Here is a 17088-nt window from a genome sequence, read left to right as displayed (position 1 = left end):
AATTCAAAAAACCCGATAGACATACTAAATACATAAATACTCAAACCATGACTTCAATATCCCTCCCTATTTTTGGCCAAGGCAGTCAACCTGCCGAGGAAGACGGCGTCGAGCTGGAATATCTGGCGATGCCTGAAGAAATGATTACTTACCGAATGCCGCAGATTTCGTCGGACTTACACACCGCGGATTTGGCGCAGGCTAAAACCACGTTTCTGCAATTGGAACAGAATCTGGCTGATTACCCGGCAAATAGCCCTGCAATCGATCTAATTACACTGGACCAAACTAACCGCCGCTTTGTTGATGAATTACTCGGCGAAGGCGAAGTTAGCATGATTTGTGGCAGTGTGCAGAAATTGCGCATTCAGGAATCGGTGCTGGCTGGCGTATGGCGCTTACAGCAGTTGAATGGCAAGCAGATCGTATCCGATGCGTTGGATGTGGGCATTATTCCGCACCAAGTCGCCCAATTGGCTTTTGCCGATGCCTCCTCCCGAATAGACACCGATATGAGCGCATTGCCCGACGGAGTGATGAACGCTCCGCCGTTGCTGGCTGAACTCAATGCTAAGATCACAAAATACCAACCTGGAGACGAGGCGCATATTATTAACCTAAGCTTGTTACCACAAACCGAACAGGACTTGACATTTTTGCAGCAAAGACTGGGCATGGGAGTGGTAACTATCTTGTCGCGCGGTTACGGCAATTGCCGAATCACAGCAACCAGCACGCGCAATGTTTGGTGGGTACAGTATTTCAATTCGCAAGACACCTTAATTCTCAATACATTGGAAGTCAGCGATGTGCCAAGTGTGGCTTGTGCCTCCCCAGAAGACATTACCGACAGTTATCAACGCTTGCAGGAAATATTGAAGGTTTATCTATGAGCGAGGCGTTCTTCGCAGGTGTTTATGGCGTTGATGACTCGCGTTTGCCAGCTGAAGCAAAGTTGGAATGCAAAATCTGTTGGCATGTGTACGACCCAACGGAAGGTGACCCAGTTTGGCAAGTGTTACCCGGCACGGCGTTTGCGAATTTACCAGATCACTGGACTTGTCCGCAATGCGGTTCGCCTAAACAGGATTTCTTGGTGATGGAAGACTGAGAATGCTTTGGCAAAATGGCGAACATATCAGATTGGTTCTTGAACAGACCTTTAACTACATCCTAACCTCGCGCATGCAAGATTTGCCGCTGTTAAATTCGGTACTGCGGGTGCAGGCGGTTGGCTTCATGCGTGTCAATCAAGATTGGCTAGGAATATTGATAACGCCATGGTTCATGAATCTGCTGCTCATGCCTGGAGCAGATAACGCTGGCATCACGCAGTTGCCCGGCAGTAAGTTTGAGCGAGCTTTTCCCTACGGTAGCTTTGAATTTACCGTTGCCCACGAGGCTCAGTTGGGCAATTATGGCGTGTGTTCTCTGTTTTCACCAATGTTTGAGTTTGAAAATCAAGCTGCCGCGTTTACCGCCGCGCAGTCGGCCTTGCAAAACTTGTTGGCTAATCCCTCTCCAAGGGCGATCAGCCGCCGCGATTTGTTGCGCGGCAATCTTGGTGGACCTTGAATGACTCTCGCTGGCGCCATTCATATCGAGTTGTTTCACCATGCCGGTGACGCGAACGGCGCTCGGATAGTCTCGACTAGACCTGATGCCGCACGGGTCTTGATAGGTAAAACGCCAGAGCAACTGCTGTCTACCTTGCCAATGTTGTTTTCGCTGTGTGGTAATACTCAAGCCTATGCATCATTACTGGCTTGTCGCGCCGCGATGGGATTAGATGCCGAGCCTGAAGCAGATGCCGCACGTGAACTGCTGGTGCAACTGGAAACCTTGCGCGAACACGCTTGGCGGATAATGCTGGATTGGCCGGGGTTATTCGGTCAACAGCAGGATAAAAAATCTGTTGCGGCCCTACTGAAATTCGATGCTTTGTTCAAACATTGTTTATTCCGCGAGGGGAATGCCTTTAACCTAGATAGTCGCTTGGATTTTGATGGAAAACGGCTGAGTGTTTTGATAAACGAGGTTAGCGCACTGATTGATAACGCTGTTTTCGATGGTGGCATGCTTAAGTTTCAAAGGCAAAACAGTGAAGAGCAGTTGATTGAATGGCTACAGCAAAGTAAAGCATTGTCTGCACACATGCTAGGCAATTTGTATCTTTTGGGCTTGCAGGCTGTAGGTAGCAACGAGGTAGCTTGTTTACCAACGCTTGATTGTCAAAGTTTACATTTGCAATTGCAACAACAAGATTTACAGGCATTTTGTCTTGCACCGCAATGGCAAGGGCTATGTTACGAATCGACGCCGTTCGGTCGGCAAAATTGGCGGCCTTTGATTGCCGAATTGCAAAGTCGTTACGGCAATGGCTTGCTAGTGCGCTTTGTAGCCCTTTTGCAGGAAGTGGCGGCTTACGTGCAGAAACTCAGCAGATTCGGCGAATCGACAATGGAGCCAGCATCATCGGCTTATGGCTTCGAAGGAATAGGACTAGCGCAAGTGCAGGCTGCACGTGGATTATTGATGCATAATCTGGAGTTTTGCCAAGGTAGGGTTTACGATTACCGTATCGTCGCGCCGACCGAGTGGAATTTTCATCCTGATGGCGTGGTTGCTAAAGGGTTAACAAGTTTGCATGCGGCTGATATGGATGGCTTACAGCGGCAAGCTGAATGGCTGATTAATGCAGTTGATCCCTGTGTTGCTTACGATTTAATGCTCGTTGATGGGATGGCTTAACTTAACGTTATAGGCTGCGTACACATCTTTGCATCAGAATGTCGAAAATATTACCTGGGTATTCATCATGCATGAAATGTCACTCTGCGAGAGTGTTTTACAAATTATAGAACAACAAGCGCAGGCGCAGCAGTTCCACAAAGTTAAAACCGTGTGGCTGGAAATCGGCGCACTATCTGGCGTCGAACCTGATGCGATGCGTTTCAGCTTCGAGGTGGTGACCAACGGCTCGGTGGCCGACCAAGCCAAACTGGAAATTATCCATATTCCTGGTCAAGCATGGTGCATGCCCTGCGCGCGCGAGGTATTCGTGGAACAGCTTTATGACGAATGCCCGCACTGTGGCAGTCATCAATTACAAATAGTCGGTGGTGATCAAATGCGAATTAAAGAACTGGAGGTAGAATAATGTGTGGCATCTGCGGCTGCGGCGAGGGTCATAACCACTCGCACGAAGAACAACACGATCATGAGCATGCTCACGATAGTCATGGTCATTCCCATGCTGCCGAGCATTCTCATGCGCCAGGGCTAACTCAGGCACGAATGGTGCAAATAGAACAAGATATCCTGTCCAAGAACAATCGCTATGCCGACGAAAACCGCCGCTATCTTAGCGAGCGCAGTATACTGGCCTTGAATTTAGTCTCAAGTCCTGGTTCCGGCAAAACCACCCTACTGACCGAAACCATCATCCGATTGAAAGAGGAATTAACTATTGCGGTGATCGAAGGCGACCAGCAAACCGCTCGCGATGCCGACCGCATCCGCGCCACTGGTGTCCAGGCACTGCAAATCAATACAGGTAAAGGCTGTCATCTGGATGCGCATAGGGTTGGTCATGCCTTACAAAGTTTGCATCCGCAACTGCACAGTTTGTTGTTTATCGAAAATGTCGGCAATTTGGTCTGTCCGTCGGCCTTCGATTTGGGTGAAGCACACAAAGTGGTGATCCTCTCGGTCACTGAAGGCGAAGATAAGCCAATCAAATACCCAGATATGTTCCATGCCGCAGATTTAATGATCTTGAATAAAACCGATTTATTGCCGCATCTCGATTTCGACAGTGAGCAATGTATCAAATATGCTAAACAGGTTAATCCAAAAATCAAAGTGTTATCCTTATCTGCTAAGAGCGGCGAGGGGATGGAGAATTGGTTAAAATGGTTGAGGGTGGAGTTGGAGTTGCAAAGGATAGCTTATGATTAATAATAGCCGCTGCAAAACGAGAATACTAATATGTGCCTAGCCCTTCCAGCCCAAATTCAGATTATCCACGCCGATACCGGAATGGCTACCGTGTCCGTTGATAATATCAAAGTCGAAGTCTCGCTAGCGCTGGTTGACGACGTTCAAGTTGGAGACTATGTACTAGTTCACGTCGGCTATGCACTGAATAAGATCAACGAAGACGAGGCCATTAAGACACTGGCTTTATTCGCCGAAGCAGGTTTAACGACGACGCCATGAAATACATTAGTGAGTTTCGCAGGCAAGATCTGGCCAAGCTATTGGCTCAGACTATCGCCCAAACCGTCGATCCCAAACATCATTATCGGCTGATGGAGTTTTGCGGAGGACATACCCATGCCATTTTTCGCTACGGTGTACAGGACTTGATGCCAAGCAATGTCGAATTTATCCATGGCCCTGGTTGTCCGGTCTGCGTGTTGCCCATTGGTCGCATCGACAATGCAATTCAATTAGTGGAACGACATGACGTTATTCTTTGCACCTATGCCGACCTGATGCGGGTGCCAGCGACTGGTCGCACCAATTTACTGAAAGCCAAGGCTGCTGGCGGTGATATTCGCATGGTCTACTCAACTCAGGACGTGTTGAAAATCGCCCGCGACAATCCGCATCGACAGGTAGTATTTTTCGCGATTGGATTCGAGACCACGACGCCAGCATCGGCTGTTGCGATAAAAGTGGCCCAGGCTGAAGGATTGACCAATTTTTCGGTATTCTGCAACCATGTGCTGACGCCATCGGCGATGCAGGCAATTCTAGATGCACCTGAGCCAGTTGCCATAGACGCCTTCCTCGGGCCATCGCATGTCAGCTCCGTGATAGGCAGCAAGCCTTACGAGACTTTTGCCGATCATTACGCTAAACCGATCGTTATCGCCGGCTTTGAACCGCTGGATGTAATGCAGTCTGCGTTGATGCTGATTCGCCAGATCAACGAGGGTCGACATGAAGTGGAAAACGAATATAGCCGGGCGGTAACCCGCGATGGCAATCTAAAAGCGCAAGGTTTGGTTAATGAGGTTTTTGAACGGCGGCCTCAGTTTGAATGGCGCGGATTGGGTTTAATTCCCAATAGTGCTTTGAAATTGAAAGCCGAATATGCCGCTTTCGATGCGGAACGGCGTTTCGAGATGCCCGCTATTCAGGCCAGCGAAGTCAAGGGTTGCGAATGTCCAGCAATTTTGCGCGGTGCTAAAAAGCCAAAGGACTGCAAATTACTAGGCACAGTCTGCACCCCGGAAAATCCGATGGGTTCCTGTATGGTATCGTCGGAAGGTGCTTGCGCTGCGTATTGGTCATATGGACGGCTTAGAGAGAACAATTAGTAATATTGCCTTTCTTCAACATACCAGTAAAACAAAGCATTAACCAATGTCTATGAAACCATATACCTCTAAATTGGATCTATCCACGGGCAATGTCGACCTAAGTCACGGCGGCGGCGGTCGAGCAATGGCTCAGCTGATTGACGAATTATTTATCAAACATTTCGATAACGACTTGTTAAGACAAGGCAATGATCAGGCTATGTTCACTACAAAGGCGGGGCGGTTGGTCATAAGCACGGACGGCCATGTTATTTCGCCGCTGTTTTTTCCGGGCGGGGATATAGGCTCGCTCGCGGTATATGGCACGGTCAATGATGTAGCTATGTCTGGAGCGAAACCGCTGTATTTGGCGGCAGGCTTTATTCTTGAAGAAGGATTGCCACTGGCAGATCTGGAAAGAATTGTTATCAGCATGGCGACTGCTTCCCACACTACGGGCACGCCTATTGTAACAGGTGATACTAAAGTCGTGGAACGCGGCAAGGGTGATGGTGTATTCATTACTACCACTGGAATAGGATTAGTGCCGGAAAGAGTCAATATCTCAAGTAATAGAGCGCGACCTGGCTACTCGATACTCATTAACGGTTCGATTGGTGATCACGGCATCGCCATTATGGCCGGACGCGAAAATCTGCAATTCGGTACCAGCATCGTCTCTGATTCTGCCGCGCTGAATACCCTGGTTGAAGTTATGGTTGCCGCTGCGCCTGCCGATATCTATTGCTTGCGCGATCCAACTCGTGGTGGTTTGGCGACTACATTAAATGAACTGGCTCAGCAATCTGGAGTTGGCATGCTGATTGATGAAGCCAGTATTCCAATGAAGCCGGAAGTGAAAGCGGCTTGCGAAATACTTGGACTGGATCCTCTTTATGTTGCCAACGAAGGTAAACTGGTATGCATTTGCTCAGCGTCCGCTACCGACCGTTTATTGGCAATTATGCGCCAACATCCATTAGGTCAAGACGCCATGAAAATTGGTGTAGTGATCGAAGATAAACATAGACTCGTGCAAATGACCACGGCTTTCGGCGGACGGCGTATTGTCGATTGGCCAGTTGGCGAGCAGTTGCCGCGCATTTGCTGATGCCCGATAAGGCGATTTGGATACGTGGGGTTGTGCAAGGGGTCGGTTTCCGGCCAGCAATTTGGCATCTCGCCAAGCAATACTCTGTGACAGGGGAAGTTTGGAATGATGGATTTGGGATGATGATTCATGCGTTCGGCACAGAGACAGACCTAGATGCTTTTATTCGTCAAATACCGCTACAATTACCGCCTCTGGCTTGATTAGACAGCATAGACGTACAAACGCTGGACGAAATGCCGCATAGCCACGCATTTCGCATTATCGATAGTCAGCATAGTGATGCAAATACACCCATAGCCGCTGACGCGGCTACTTGCCCGGATTGCCTTCTCGAAATTTCAAACCCCAACAACCGCCGCTATCGCTATCCGTTCACTAATTGCACTCATTGCGGCCCCAGACTATCTATTATTCGCCAAGTGCCGTACGATCGCTGCTATACCAGTATGGCTGAATTTGTGATGTGCCCGCACTGCCAGGCAGAATATGAAGATCCCGCCGATCGACGCTTTCACGCCCAAGCCAATTGCTGCCCAGACTGTGGTCCAAAATTATGGCTGGAGGATCATAAGGGTCAAACACTTGATAGCGACGATCCGCTTAATTTGGCTGCCAGCCTAATTCGACAAGGTTATATCATAGCCATTAAAGGGTTAGGTGGTTTTCAACTGGCATGTAACGCAACCGATGCTGATGCCGTCAGCAAATTGAGAAAACGCAAGCACCGCTATGCCAAACCATTTGCGCTTATGGGTCGTGATGTCGATATTATAGCCTGTTACACCCAACTGAATGCGACCGAAATCCAAGCGTTAGTGGTGTATTTCAAAACCGCTTACTGCTCGAATCACTAACATAACAATTGGTTCAGCAAGGTAAAACAGTACTATCGTCGGAACGCTATCCAATGAACGATGGAGGATTGGCGCTGGGGCAGGCAGTAATTGTAGCGGCTGGCCAGCTTTAGCTTCCCCATTTTAGAGACAAACCACGATTAAAATTTTACTTATCAAAACGATGTAGCTGAATGGCAATCCAGAATTGAATAAAGACACAAACTTTAATGTGCTTTGTTTTATGTCTGTAAATTTTATTGTCGCTGTCTATCAAGGATATTAAAGCAAAGTAATACTTACCCGCCAAGCTGAGGAAGCTTAATTTGAAAAACCAGCCAAATTATCATACAAGTATCCGAATTATAAGCTAATATTGTACAGTGTCTTATTGTTAATGCGGCGTTTAAAAGCACGACACAGAATTGACTTAATTAACCCTTTTTTCCGATATCCCCCGCCCTGATGTTGGTTAACGTTTTTGTTACAGAACATAACTATGACAGACACTCGAAAACCTGAAGAACTCACTATCACAAATAACACTGAAACTGCAAAAAACCTTAGGATTCAGGAGCAATTTTCAACAACAAAGTCTATAATGCTAATACAGGAAGTGAATGGCCCCAAAGGCCTGGAACCAACCCGTTACGGCGACTGGGAACGTAAAGGCCGTTGTGTGGATTTTTAAATAGACTGTGCGCCAACCCTTGACATTAATTCTGTGATCAGGCGCAAACAGCCTTATCCAGAGCGGAATAACGGAACTAAGGAATTAAATATAGACTATGACTAGCAAAAACCGACCGCTTTCACCGCATTTACAAGTCTACCGCCTGCCTATTACTGGCTTGATCTCTATTACCCATCGTATTACCGGCATTTTTTTATCTCTAGGACTCATCGGGTTCGTTACCATACTGATTTGCATCGCCAGTGGCGAACAAACCTATATGGCCATGCAAAGCCTTATGTCCTTCTGGTTTTGTCAATTGATTTATTGGGGTTTTATTTACGCTTTATTTTTTCATCTATGTCATGGCGTCCGACACTTACTCTGGGATGTGGGCGAAACTTTTGAGCGTAAAACCCTGAACCGCTTTGCGATTTATGAGCTTATTGCCTCCGTTGTTTTATTTGTGCTGACTTTCATTATTTTATAAGGCGGATGTATGAGTTTTAACGAGATAGGCGAAAAAGCGGCCGAGATACTCACCGTAAAATCTGCCGTTGCACATTGGCGTTACCAGCGTTTGACAGCCGTCGCTCTGGTTCCGCTTAGTATCTGGCTTTTACTTCTACTGAACAAGGCATTACACGCCCCTTATGCAGAAACTTTAGATTGGTTGGCTGCACCGCTAAATACCTTTGCCATTTTGGCCTGGACTGTGGCAGTCATCTATCACGCCGCACTTGGTGTGCAAGTGGTTCTGGAGGATTATATCTCTAGCCTGACCTGCCGACACACTGCAATTAGAGCAAGCAATCTGGCTTTTCTGTCAATTGGTATAGTCGCTTTGATCTCCATCATTCTTATTTTCTCAAGGTAAACATGAGCCAGGCATATAACATCATAGAACACCAGCACGATGTGGTTGTGGTTGGCGCTGGCGGCGCTGGCTTGCGGGCAACGTTTGGTATGGTTGAAAAAGGCCTAAAAACCGCCTGTATCACCAAAGTATTTCCCACCCGCAGTCACACTGTTGCAGCACAAGGAGGCATCAGCGCTGCCTTGGGAAATATGGGAGAAGACGATTGGCGTTTTCATATGTACGATACCGTCAAAGGTTCGGACTGGCTGGGCGATCAAGATGCCATCGAATATATGTGCAGGGAAGCCATTCCCGCCATTATTGAACTGGAACATTACGGCGTACCTTTTTCGCGCACCCCAGAAGGCAAAATCTACCAACGTGCATTTGGCGGCATGTCTACACATTACGGTAAAGGCCAAGCGCAACGTACCTGTGCAGCAGCAGATGTAACCGGGCATGCCATATTGCACACTTTGTATCAACAAGCTTTAAAACATAAGGCCGAGTTTTTTGTTGAATATATTGCGTTAGATCTGATAATGCAAGACGGCGTGTGCCTTGGCGTATTAGCTTGGTGCCTGGACGATGGCAGCATACATCTGTTTCGTGGTCATCAAACCGTATTGGCAACTGGCGGTTATGGCCGCACTTATTTCTCCTGCACCTCGGCACATACAGTGACGGGTGACGGCAACGGTATGATATTAAGAGCCGGATTACCTCTACAGGATATGGAATTTGTGCAGTTTCATCCCACCGGCATTTATGGTGCTGGGTGTTTAATGAGCGAAGGTGCGCGTGGCGAAGGTGGCTATTTAACCAACTCAGAAGGCGAACGCTTTATGCCTCGTTATGCGCCGAATGCCAAAGACTTGGCTTCACGCGATGTGGTTAGTCGCGCCATTACCGTTGAAATTAATCAGGGACGTGGCATAGGCCCCAAAAAGGATTTTGTACATTTGCATCTAGAGCATTTGGATCCTGCGGTGTTACACGAACGCTTACCCGGCATTTCCGAAACCGCTCGAATTTTTGCGGGCGTTGATGTCACTAAACAACCCATACCGGTACTACCCACCGTGCATTACAACATGGGTGGAATTCCAACCAATTATAAGGCGGAAGTCGTTACCTTAAAAGACGGCAACCCAGACTACGTGGTACCGGGCCTGATGGCTATCGGCGAAACTGCCTGTGTTTCCGTGCATGGCGCTAACCGTTTAGGTTCAAATTCACTGCTTGATCTGGTGGTATTTGGACGCGCGGCAGCTATCCGCTGCACAGAACTGATAAAACCCGGACAACCGCACAAAACACTGGCAGCGGATGCATGCGACCAAGCCCTGAGCCGCTTCGATAAAATCCGTCACGCTAACGGCAACTTGAAAACGGCTGAAATCCGACTGGATATGCAAACCACTATGCAATCCAAAGCTGCAGTATTCAGAACTGAAACCACTTTACAGGAAGGCATTAGCCGCATGGCAGAAGTTGCTGCATCGTTTACCGATGTTAATGTAAGTGACAAATCACTGATCTGGAATACAGATCTAGTAGAAACACTGGAACTGGATAATCTACTAGGACAGGCACAGGTGACCATCAATGCCGCTGGAAATCGTCAGGAAAGCCGAGGCGCACATGCCCGCGAAGATTACCCACAACGTGATGATAGCAATTGGTTAAAACACACACTCACCTGGCGGCAAGACAATCAAGTCAGTATCGACTACCGACCTGTACATTTATACACCCTCACCGATGAGGTAGAGGTGGTTGCGCTTAAAGAGAGGGTTTATTAATGGTTGAATTTACATTACCGCAAAATTCGGTGGTCAAAACCGGAAAAACCTATCCTGCTCCGGGTGCGACTAATATTCGTTTATTTCAGATATATCGTTGGGACCCAGACACAGGTGAAAATCCGCGCATAGACAGCTACGAAATTGATATGGACCACTGCGGCCCCATGTTGCTGGACGCCATACTGAAAATCAAGAATGAAATTGACAGTAGTTTGGCCTTTCGTCGCTCCTGTCGAGAGGGGGTGTGTGGCTCCTGTGCGATGAACATCAATGGCAAAAACACACTGGCATGTACTCAAGCTATCAGTGACTATACTGGCACTATCAAGATTTTCCCGTTACCACATATGGCCGTGGTCAAGGATTTAGTCGCCGACATGACTCACTTTTTTGAGCAGTATGCCAGCATTAAACCCTGGTTAACTAACGATACACCCGCCCCTGCTACCGAGCGTCTGCAAAGTATAGAGGAGCGTGGCAAACTGGATGGTCTTTATGAATGCGTGCTGTGCGCATGCTGCTCAACCAGTTGTCCGAGTTATTGGTGGAACAGCGATAAATATCTGGGTCCCGCGGTGTTGCTGCAAGCTTATCGCTGGTTGGCAGACAGCCGCGACGAAAGTGACAGCGAACGCCTGGAACAACTCGACGATTCCTTTAAGTTATATCGTTGTCATACCATTATGAACTGTACCGATACCTGTCCAAAAGGATTGAATCCAGCCAAAGCCATTGCGGAAATTAAAAAAATGTTGGTCAATCGTCCGAGCGAATGAACGAACTAAACAAACTGCGCTGGCGATGCCGGCGCGGTACTTTAGAACTGGACATTCTACTGCTGAATTATCTGGAAAACCATTTCCCTCAAGCCAATGCAGACACCCAGCAAGGGTTTTTGCGCTTATTGGAGCTGGAAGATACTGAGCTGATGCAGTATTTACTGGGAGAGGCAGTACCCAAAGATACAGTACTGGCTGGTTTGACGTCCATGATGCGCATTTAATGACCTAACAGGTGTCCGCCTAGCCCTAAAACTAATATCTTATTGCGTTTTTTTGCAAAAGTACTTGCCGATTAAACCAAATTTTATGATAAAACTCGATTTATACATTTTAATTTGTGATTGTAATAGCAAGGTTAATCCTGACTGGTTGCGTATCCCCCCTTATTAAGTTAATCAGGCTACAAATTTAAAATTGCGTATCCGAATTAATAATAAACTCTAAACAATCGCTGAATCTGCTCAAACTCATATAAATAAGGTTTTGCGACCTCGTGATTTGCAGCCACCACAATTAAGTCATGCGAGAACACGGAAGTGTTATACCAGTTAAAACTGCCTTCTATAACAATATAATCATCAATCACACAGTATTTGGAATGTATCGGTGAATACGGTACTGGCAAATCATCTTGTCCGTAAATCAAACCAACACTGATACCGGCATCTTTCAAACGTTGAATGGCGGGCAGTAAAGGCCTTGCCAATTCTTCCTGCATACTACGCTCTACGCCAATACGACCTTGCCTGGCCAGATGACCGTTAAACAGTATTTGTACAAAAACACCCCGCTGTTTTGCTTGTATCAAGGCCGTGATGACGCTGTCGTGATGATCGCTCACCAATTCGCCAATTAAAAATAGACAGATTTTAATGCTATGGCGGGCACGATGAATTTCGGCCAGAATGGCATGCTGGGGTCTATATACCTTACCATTTGCCATGGTATGCCTACCAAAGGTATACAACAGATTAAACGGACTGAGCGGATCTATACCGTATTTCTGAATAACACCACCGCGCTGACTTTGGAAAATATTATCCAATAAGCGGCACACACCTTTGGAATGAAAGCTCATGCCCGATTCCCAATTAGCCCACCAACGATCAAAGGTAATATTGAAAGACCCTAATAGACAGTCTTCATCATTAAATATAATGAATTTGGTATGCATATCCGGCTCAACTTCTATCAAATGATGTTTAGGCGTACAAAAAACCCCTATTAATTCAATACCAGCACGCTTCAAGTTTGCATAGGTGTGACTATTAGTTAACGTCATTTTTCGCCAGTCGACAATACATTGTATTAATACTTTTTGCTGACTAGCATGCAACAAATGATTGATAAAATCATGATCATCTATGCAATCTACACTGACTTTTATCGTACAGAGCCGTTCTGGATGTTCATGTTTGCTGCGAATGGTTTTATCAATATGATCATGTATGAAGCGTTTCGGATGATACGGATGATACTGCTGGCCTTTAGTAAACTTGGGGATCAAATGCAAATCGTCAAAGTGATGGTTATACCAGTTAACATCGTCTTGTAACTCACCACTATTAAGCTCGTAACTACGATAGTAATTAGGCGTGGCATGTTCTGCTGTAATATTATGTTGCGGCTGGTTAATATTTTGTAATTGCTGCCAGTCCAGCGCAATATATTCTTGATGAGAGGCTATAGAGTGTTCGCCCAAATGCACAATAAAGGCAAATTTTATGCAATTTATCCTACCAAAATGTGTGGAATCGGGCAGAACAAAGAAATCGCGAGTACTACGTTTATGCCGATCCCAATGAATATCATAGGCATCGGTATCGACAATATAGGTTTCACAAATGTTGGCGCGGTAGACTTTGAGAACAACTTTCAAGTTAGCAGAAACGCCATGAAATATTTCAAACTCTATCCGTCCCCAGCGCAAATGAAAAATCTCATTAAAATCGTTGCGGCGAGTAAAGTACCCGCCCAGTTTGGCAGAAACCGGTTTAGCGTAATGTTCAGCAATTTGCATAGGTCGTGGTCTATATAACTGTTATTTCGGTTCAAAAGTCATGATGTATCCACAGTGATCAGAGACACGACCATAGTCTTGCTCGGTAAACAATACTTTAGCGGAACTTACTCGCCAGACACTGTGTTTATGCATAAAGATGTAATCAATTCGATAATCTTCGGCAAATTGATGCTGCCAGTGGCTATCATTAACCCGATAAATTTGTGCAAACAATCCTTGGGCATTGGCAGCCAGATATTGATCTTGATAGGATTGAGTATTGACTACCTCTCTATAACCCTGTGAGCCAAACGTGATATTAAAATCGCCACACAGTAAAGTCGTGTTACGTAAAGGCTGATTTAAACTGTCGGCCCAGCTACACAGACGTTCAAATTGTTGCTGAAAACCGTCTTCCCACCAACTTAAATGCGCGGAAAAAATAGTCATATCGCCCATATAAGGCACCGTCATTTGTGCCATCACCACTTTACGAGAATGTATGTTATAGATGTCATGGCTTTCTGATACATAACGCGACTGCTGATTGAACATCGGATAACGCGATAATATAGCCACGCCTTCACGATACTTATCAAAACCTATATGAGACCAATCCGTATAAAGATGGTAAGGTTGTTGCAATCGCTGATTGATGATATTGGCAGCATTCGTTGCCCAGTCACCATACCCCTGATTCCAAAATTCGGCCACTTCCTGTAGACAAACTACATCGACATTCTGCTCTTGAATGGCTTTGGCGATTTGTGAAAATTTGTGATCTTGCTGATCTTCCTGATAACAATGCAGATTTAGAATTAATACCGTCAGCGGCGCATGACTGACAGTATAATTTTTACCTTTGTTATTGTCCCAAACCAAAAGCTGCTGATGTTTACAGCTGATAGCATAATGTAGACGAAATGTAGCACCCAACTTTATTCGGGCAGTCCAGATCTGTGTCTCTGCATTGGAAAGCCTCTTATTTAAGCGGCAGGCAGTGTGATGATCGTGCTGCCAACCATCGTTTGTCCAATGTACATTGACCTTTTCAGCGGCAAAACTGGTTTGTACCGCCACTTGAATCCTTAGCCATTGCTGCTTATCCAATAACTGGGTAGAAAAATTGAGATTTTGCAGAATCCTGTGTTTATCAAGCCTAATACCGCTATTGGCAACACTGATAAAATTGACACCGTGATTATTATCCCAATATTCTTGCTGCTGACAGCGCAAGCGCAATGCAAACTGTATATTACCGGGTAATGCTGAGCCATTCAGCGTTCGGACCGTGAGCTTAGCCTGCCAATATTCCTGTTTTTCTCCGCAGCCTAGCAAAAATTTGGCAGCTAAAGTCTGCCAGCGACCATCCTCTCCACACCAGCACACCTCAACGCATTTATGATAAGTCAGACTAGCAATCAAGATATGAAATACCAGTGTCTGTTCTGTAGGCTGACGTTTACGATTGGTGGTGTTTTCAACTGTCAGCAGTTGAATAATTTCTGCCATGTTAGCTTATCCATTGATGTAAATCGATTCAGATGCTTTCTGTAAATTATGACGACAACCTGTTCTTAAGCTCCTCCCAATTGTACAAGTAACTACGCTATACAACGCTTAGTATGTTCGCGGATAATTCAGTCTAACCCTGAGCATAACGTGTGACGATTTGCGGTCAGTACTTGCCATTTCATACCTTAGAGTTTAAAGCTTAATCTTCAAATTACCGTAATAATTGCATAATTTTAATTTTATTAATAGCGGCTAATGTTCTGGCGTTTAATTTTCAAAAAATCAGGTTTAACCAAAAATAGTCGCTATGCCTATGCTGCTAGGTTTTTTTCAGGTGTGGAGGCTAAATCGACTTTATCAAACCAAACCAGCGACTAAGATCAAAACAACTTATCTGTTAAACATATTTTTTTGAACCTCTCTCCCAATTTAAGTAATGTATTGTATTTTGACTTGCTTTTTATAGTAAACTCATCGCATTTACTTTTATCTATATTCGTTGTTTTTATCCGGGAGAATCTAATGTTAAATATTGACGAGAAACGCGACTTTATTCGTATGGATGTTGATTGCGATATTACTTATAAGCCCGCTGATAGCACCATGAATAAAACAGGCCGCTGCACTACCTTGAGTGGCGCAGGCCTCTCATTCATTGCTGAAGAGTTATTTGAGGTAGGTTTGGCAATGGAAGTTAGTATTTTGCCTAAATCAGCTCTAACTCCGCCAATGACGGCTTATATCGAAGTCGTTCGCACTACTGACTTAGCTGATGGCAAGTATGAGATTGCCGCTATCATCAAAAGTATAAAAGGCAATTAACAGCAGACAATCATTGACTCCTTTAGCCGACGGCTCAGGTGGCGTTTTTATTCTTTAGCCATTCTATAAGCGGAAAGAAAAATTCCAAGTTTATCACTGTAAACACCCATATAGCTTTGTATACCTACAGAGTAGACGCGTTATGAAAGGGAAGCTCGAATACTAAAACCAGATTTTTCGAGCCTCCCTGAAGCATTAAATCAGCCCAAAATTTACAACGAAAGTTGATCAATTAAGCGATACAAGGTATCAAAATCATCAACCATAAAATCAGTTTTATTTTCACAAGACTGGCAAACATAAAAACCATAGCGCCTGCCAATGGCCTCCGCAATACCTTTATGCACATTACAAAACCGGTAAGGCGGCTGTAGAACCAACAACGCTCCATTCAACGCCATTGGATAGAGTGCATGGTTAAAAGCACTCCCTTCCACCGAAACAACCAGAGGTGCATTCCATAAACGTTGGAATAACGCCTCAACTGTCATTTGCTCTGGGTTTAACACGTCAAACCCAATCGACACCAGTTTGTTTATAACCTCGTCTTCGTTAATCAAATTTCTGACCGTACCGGTATTGCCTCTGCAAAGATAGACACCCGAATATTTTATATCTACTGGATTGAGTTTATGTTGCATACGAGTACGCAATGCCAGATAGCGCTCGACCTTATAGCTGTTTTGCGAAAAATCAGTTAAAAGCCATAAGTTTTTTACTTTTGCACGACTCACATAAATCTGCTGATAATCGGTCAGACTGGAATAACCATCTAAATGCTGATACTTGGGTTTATAAAGCGTAATAAAAGGTCGGGATAGGTCACCTATCAGTGCAGAGGAAAGATCATCTCTCAACCAATGACCAAAAAAGAATGCGCCATAATCTGAAAGCGAGATAATTGCTTCGTTCATATCTTGATAGGGGACAGAATCTTCATGTGTGTTATGCAGATTCAGATATTGCATTTTTTCAGCTAAAATCATTCCAGAATAAATTTTAGCTGCTCCCAGTGCATACATCACGGTAGGATGATGCGTGATTATCTCTTTCCTGATCAAACTTGTTTCATAATCGAGTTTGGCATACTGACTACTACCCTTAATTCTTTCAATATGACTACTGACAAAAATTGCTGGTTTAACAGTTTGAGTTTCTTCTGCACACAAAACTCGTGAACACCCAAAGTGCTTGGTAGGTGTAAAACGAGAACCAATCAGCTTATATAAAATTTTATATCCTAATTTAATCATCTGGCCTAGTATTTTCTAACTGAAATAGAGATCATAAGCGTGCATATCGCTAATAAAATTAGCCATACTTTTGCGTATTTCCATACACAATTTGTATTTATCCCCATGCAATGAT

General features: G+C 45.2%; 21 protein-coding genes. 18 read left to right on the top strand and 3 right to left on the bottom strand.

Going from position 1 to position 17088, the window contains the following annotated elements; translation table 11 throughout:
- Positions 1-47 precede the first annotated feature (47 nt).
- The 17 genes from ABH008_RS07220 to ABH008_RS07140 all read left to right on the top strand — a co-directional run bounded on the left by ABH008_RS07220 (position 48) and on the right by ABH008_RS07140 (position 11602).
- On the top strand, positions 48-893 hold the full coding sequence (locus ABH008_RS07220; protein ID WP_347989181.1) for a hydrogenase expression/formation protein: 846 nt from the start codon (positions 48-50) through the stop codon (positions 891-893).
- Complete coding sequence (locus tag ABH008_RS07215; RefSeq protein WP_347989180.1) at positions 890-1111, top strand: rubredoxin; 222 nt, start codon at positions 890-892, stop codon at positions 1109-1111. Before ABH008_RS07220 ends, ABH008_RS07215 begins: the two co-directional genes overlap by 4 nt.
- Positions 1112-1113: 2 nt before the next feature.
- Positions 1114-1575 carry a [NiFe]-hydrogenase assembly chaperone HybE gene (hybE, locus tag ABH008_RS07210; RefSeq protein WP_347989179.1) on the top strand — a complete coding sequence of 154 codons (462 nt, stop codon included), beginning with the start codon at positions 1114-1116 and terminating at the stop codon, positions 1573-1575.
- Complete coding sequence (locus ABH008_RS07205) at positions 1576-2751, top strand: nickel-dependent hydrogenase large subunit (protein ID WP_347989178.1); 1176 nt, start codon at positions 1576-1578, stop codon at positions 2749-2751.
- Positions 2752-2779: 28 nt separating this feature from the next.
- Entirely contained in the window at positions 2780-3160 is a 381-nt protein-coding gene (gene hypA, locus ABH008_RS07200; RefSeq protein WP_347989177.1) for a hydrogenase maturation nickel metallochaperone HypA, read from the top strand.
- On the top strand, positions 3160-3960 hold the full coding sequence (gene hypB / locus ABH008_RS07195; RefSeq protein WP_347989176.1) for a hydrogenase nickel incorporation protein HypB: 801 nt from the start codon (positions 3160-3162) through the stop codon (positions 3958-3960). The genes hypA and hypB overlap by 1 nt, the downstream gene beginning before the upstream one ends.
- A 30-nt stretch (positions 3961-3990) precedes the next feature.
- On the top strand, positions 3991-4221 hold the full coding sequence (locus ABH008_RS07190; RefSeq protein ID WP_347989175.1) for a HypC/HybG/HupF family hydrogenase formation chaperone: 231 nt from the start codon (positions 3991-3993) through the stop codon (positions 4219-4221).
- On the top strand, positions 4218-5330 hold the full coding sequence (gene hypD / locus ABH008_RS07185) for a hydrogenase formation protein HypD (protein WP_347989174.1): 1113 nt from the start codon (positions 4218-4220) through the stop codon (positions 5328-5330). The genes ABH008_RS07190 and hypD overlap by 4 nt, the downstream gene beginning before the upstream one ends.
- A 46-nt stretch (positions 5331-5376) precedes the next feature.
- Complete coding sequence (gene hypE, locus ABH008_RS07180; RefSeq protein ID WP_347989173.1) at positions 5377-6423, top strand: hydrogenase expression/formation protein HypE; 1047 nt, start codon at positions 5377-5379, stop codon at positions 6421-6423.
- A complete protein-coding gene (locus ABH008_RS07175; protein ID WP_347989172.1) occupies positions 6423-6626 on the top strand; it encodes an acylphosphatase in 204 nt (67 codons plus the stop codon). The genes hypE and ABH008_RS07175 overlap by 1 nt, the downstream gene beginning before the upstream one ends.
- 33 nt (positions 6627-6659) lie before the next feature.
- Positions 6660-7280 (top strand): Sua5/YciO/YrdC/YwlC family protein, encoded by a 621-nt coding sequence (locus ABH008_RS07170; protein ID WP_347989171.1) that lies wholly within the window; start codon positions 6660-6662, stop codon positions 7278-7280.
- Between the two features lie 478 nt (positions 7281-7758).
- A complete protein-coding gene (locus ABH008_RS07165; protein ID WP_347989170.1) occupies positions 7759-7950 on the top strand; it encodes a succinate dehydrogenase assembly factor 4 in 192 nt (63 codons plus the stop codon).
- Between the two features lie 97 nt (positions 7951-8047).
- Entirely contained in the window at positions 8048-8422 is a 375-nt protein-coding gene (gene sdhC, locus ABH008_RS07160) for a succinate dehydrogenase, cytochrome b556 subunit (protein WP_347989169.1), read from the top strand.
- Positions 8423-8431: 9 nt separating this feature from the next.
- A complete protein-coding gene (gene sdhD / locus ABH008_RS07155) occupies positions 8432-8809 on the top strand; it encodes a succinate dehydrogenase, hydrophobic membrane anchor protein (RefSeq protein ID WP_347989168.1) in 378 nt (125 codons plus the stop codon).
- A gap of 2 nt (positions 8810-8811) precedes the next feature.
- Entirely contained in the window at positions 8812-10596 is a 1785-nt protein-coding gene (gene sdhA, locus ABH008_RS07150; RefSeq protein WP_347989167.1) for a succinate dehydrogenase flavoprotein subunit, read from the top strand.
- Positions 10596-11375 carry a succinate dehydrogenase iron-sulfur subunit gene (locus ABH008_RS07145; protein WP_347989166.1) on the top strand — a complete coding sequence of 260 codons (780 nt, stop codon included), beginning with the start codon at positions 10596-10598 and terminating at the stop codon, positions 11373-11375. Before sdhA ends, ABH008_RS07145 begins: the two co-directional genes overlap by 1 nt.
- Positions 11372-11602, top strand: a complete 231-nt coding sequence (locus ABH008_RS07140; protein ID WP_347989165.1) for a succinate dehydrogenase assembly factor 2 — start codon at positions 11372-11374, stop codon at positions 11600-11602. The genes ABH008_RS07145 and ABH008_RS07140 overlap by 4 nt, the downstream gene beginning before the upstream one ends.
- A 206-nt stretch (positions 11603-11808) precedes the next feature.
- Here the strand turns inward: ABH008_RS07140 and ABH008_RS07135 are convergent, their stop codons facing one another.
- Together ABH008_RS07135 and ABH008_RS07130 are read right to left on the bottom strand one after the other, a co-directional pair.
- Complete coding sequence (locus ABH008_RS07135; RefSeq protein ID WP_347989164.1) at positions 11809-13401, bottom strand: phospholipase D-like domain-containing protein; 1593 nt, start codon at positions 13399-13401, stop codon at positions 11809-11811.
- A 21-nt stretch (positions 13402-13422) separates the two neighbouring features.
- The gene (locus ABH008_RS07130) at positions 13423-14895 is read right to left on the bottom strand and encodes an endonuclease/exonuclease/phosphatase family protein (protein ID WP_347989163.1); all 1473 of its coding nucleotides are present in this window, start codon (positions 14893-14895) and stop codon (positions 13423-13425) included.
- A gap of 525 nt (positions 14896-15420) precedes the next feature.
- Between ABH008_RS07130 and ABH008_RS07125 the strand changes: the two genes are divergently transcribed.
- A complete protein-coding gene (locus ABH008_RS07125) occupies positions 15421-15720 on the top strand; it encodes a PilZ domain-containing protein (RefSeq protein WP_347989162.1) in 300 nt (99 codons plus the stop codon).
- A 212-nt stretch (positions 15721-15932) separates the two neighbouring features.
- Here ABH008_RS07125 and ABH008_RS07120 read toward each other — a convergent pair whose 3' ends face one another.
- Positions 15933-16973, bottom strand: a complete 1041-nt coding sequence (locus tag ABH008_RS07120; RefSeq protein WP_347989161.1) for a glycosyltransferase family 61 protein — start codon at positions 16971-16973, stop codon at positions 15933-15935.
- Positions 16974-17088: the final 115 nt, after the last annotated feature.

The sequence above is a fragment of the Methylomonas sp. AM2-LC genome (assembly GCF_039904985.1).
Classification (GTDB): Bacteria; Pseudomonadota; Gammaproteobacteria; order Methylococcales; family Methylomonadaceae; genus Methylomonas.
This window is presented reverse-complemented; position numbering and strand designations above follow the sequence as displayed.

What these genes read in the sequence shown, in the direction of transcription:
- ABH008_RS07220 (WP_347989181.1), top strand. Translation starts at nt 48, where the DNA reads ATGACTTCAATATCCCTCCCTATTTTTGGCCAAGGCAGTCAACCTGCC.
- ABH008_RS07215 (WP_347989180.1), top strand. Translation starts at nt 890, where the DNA reads ATGAGCGAGGCGTTCTTCGCAGGTGTTTATGGCGTTGATGACTCGCGT.
- hybE (WP_347989179.1), top strand. Translation starts at nt 1,114, where the DNA reads ATGCTTTGGCAAAATGGCGAACATATCAGATTGGTTCTTGAACAGACC.
- ABH008_RS07205 (WP_347989178.1), top strand. Translation starts at nt 1,576, where the DNA reads ATGACTCTCGCTGGCGCCATTCATATCGAGTTGTTTCACCATGCCGGT.
- hypB (WP_347989176.1), top strand. Translation starts at nt 3,160, where the DNA reads ATGTGTGGCATCTGCGGCTGCGGCGAGGGTCATAACCACTCGCACGAA.
- ABH008_RS07190 (WP_347989175.1), top strand. Translation starts at nt 3,991, where the DNA reads ATGTGCCTAGCCCTTCCAGCCCAAATTCAGATTATCCACGCCGATACC.
- hypD (WP_347989174.1), top strand. Translation starts at nt 4,218, where the DNA reads ATGAAATACATTAGTGAGTTTCGCAGGCAAGATCTGGCCAAGCTATTG.
- hypE (WP_347989173.1), top strand. Translation starts at nt 5,377, where the DNA reads ATGTCTATGAAACCATATACCTCTAAATTGGATCTATCCACGGGCAAT.
- ABH008_RS07175 (WP_347989172.1), top strand. Translation starts at nt 6,423, where the DNA reads ATGCCCGATAAGGCGATTTGGATACGTGGGGTTGTGCAAGGGGTCGGT.
- ABH008_RS07170 (WP_347989171.1), top strand. Translation starts at nt 6,660, where the DNA reads ATGCCGCATAGCCACGCATTTCGCATTATCGATAGTCAGCATAGTGAT.
- ABH008_RS07165 (WP_347989170.1), top strand. Translation starts at nt 7,759, where the DNA reads ATGACAGACACTCGAAAACCTGAAGAACTCACTATCACAAATAACACT.
- sdhC (WP_347989169.1), top strand. Translation starts at nt 8,048, where the DNA reads ATGACTAGCAAAAACCGACCGCTTTCACCGCATTTACAAGTCTACCGC.
- sdhD (WP_347989168.1), top strand. Translation starts at nt 8,432, where the DNA reads ATGAGTTTTAACGAGATAGGCGAAAAAGCGGCCGAGATACTCACCGTA.
- sdhA (WP_347989167.1), top strand. Translation starts at nt 8,812, where the DNA reads ATGAGCCAGGCATATAACATCATAGAACACCAGCACGATGTGGTTGTG.
- ABH008_RS07145 (WP_347989166.1), top strand. Translation starts at nt 10,596, where the DNA reads ATGGTTGAATTTACATTACCGCAAAATTCGGTGGTCAAAACCGGAAAA.
- ABH008_RS07140 (WP_347989165.1), top strand. Translation starts at nt 11,372, where the DNA reads ATGAACGAACTAAACAAACTGCGCTGGCGATGCCGGCGCGGTACTTTA.
- ABH008_RS07135 (WP_347989164.1), bottom strand. Translation starts at nt 13,401, where the DNA reads ATGCAAATTGCTGAACATTACGCTAAACCGGTTTCTGCCAAACTGGGC.
- ABH008_RS07130 (WP_347989163.1), bottom strand. Translation starts at nt 14,895, where the DNA reads ATGGCAGAAATTATTCAACTGCTGACAGTTGAAAACACCACCAATCGT.
- ABH008_RS07125 (WP_347989162.1), top strand. Translation starts at nt 15,421, where the DNA reads ATGTTAAATATTGACGAGAAACGCGACTTTATTCGTATGGATGTTGAT.
- ABH008_RS07120 (WP_347989161.1), bottom strand. Translation starts at nt 16,973, where the DNA reads ATGATTAAATTAGGATATAAAATTTTATATAAGCTGATTGGTTCTCGT.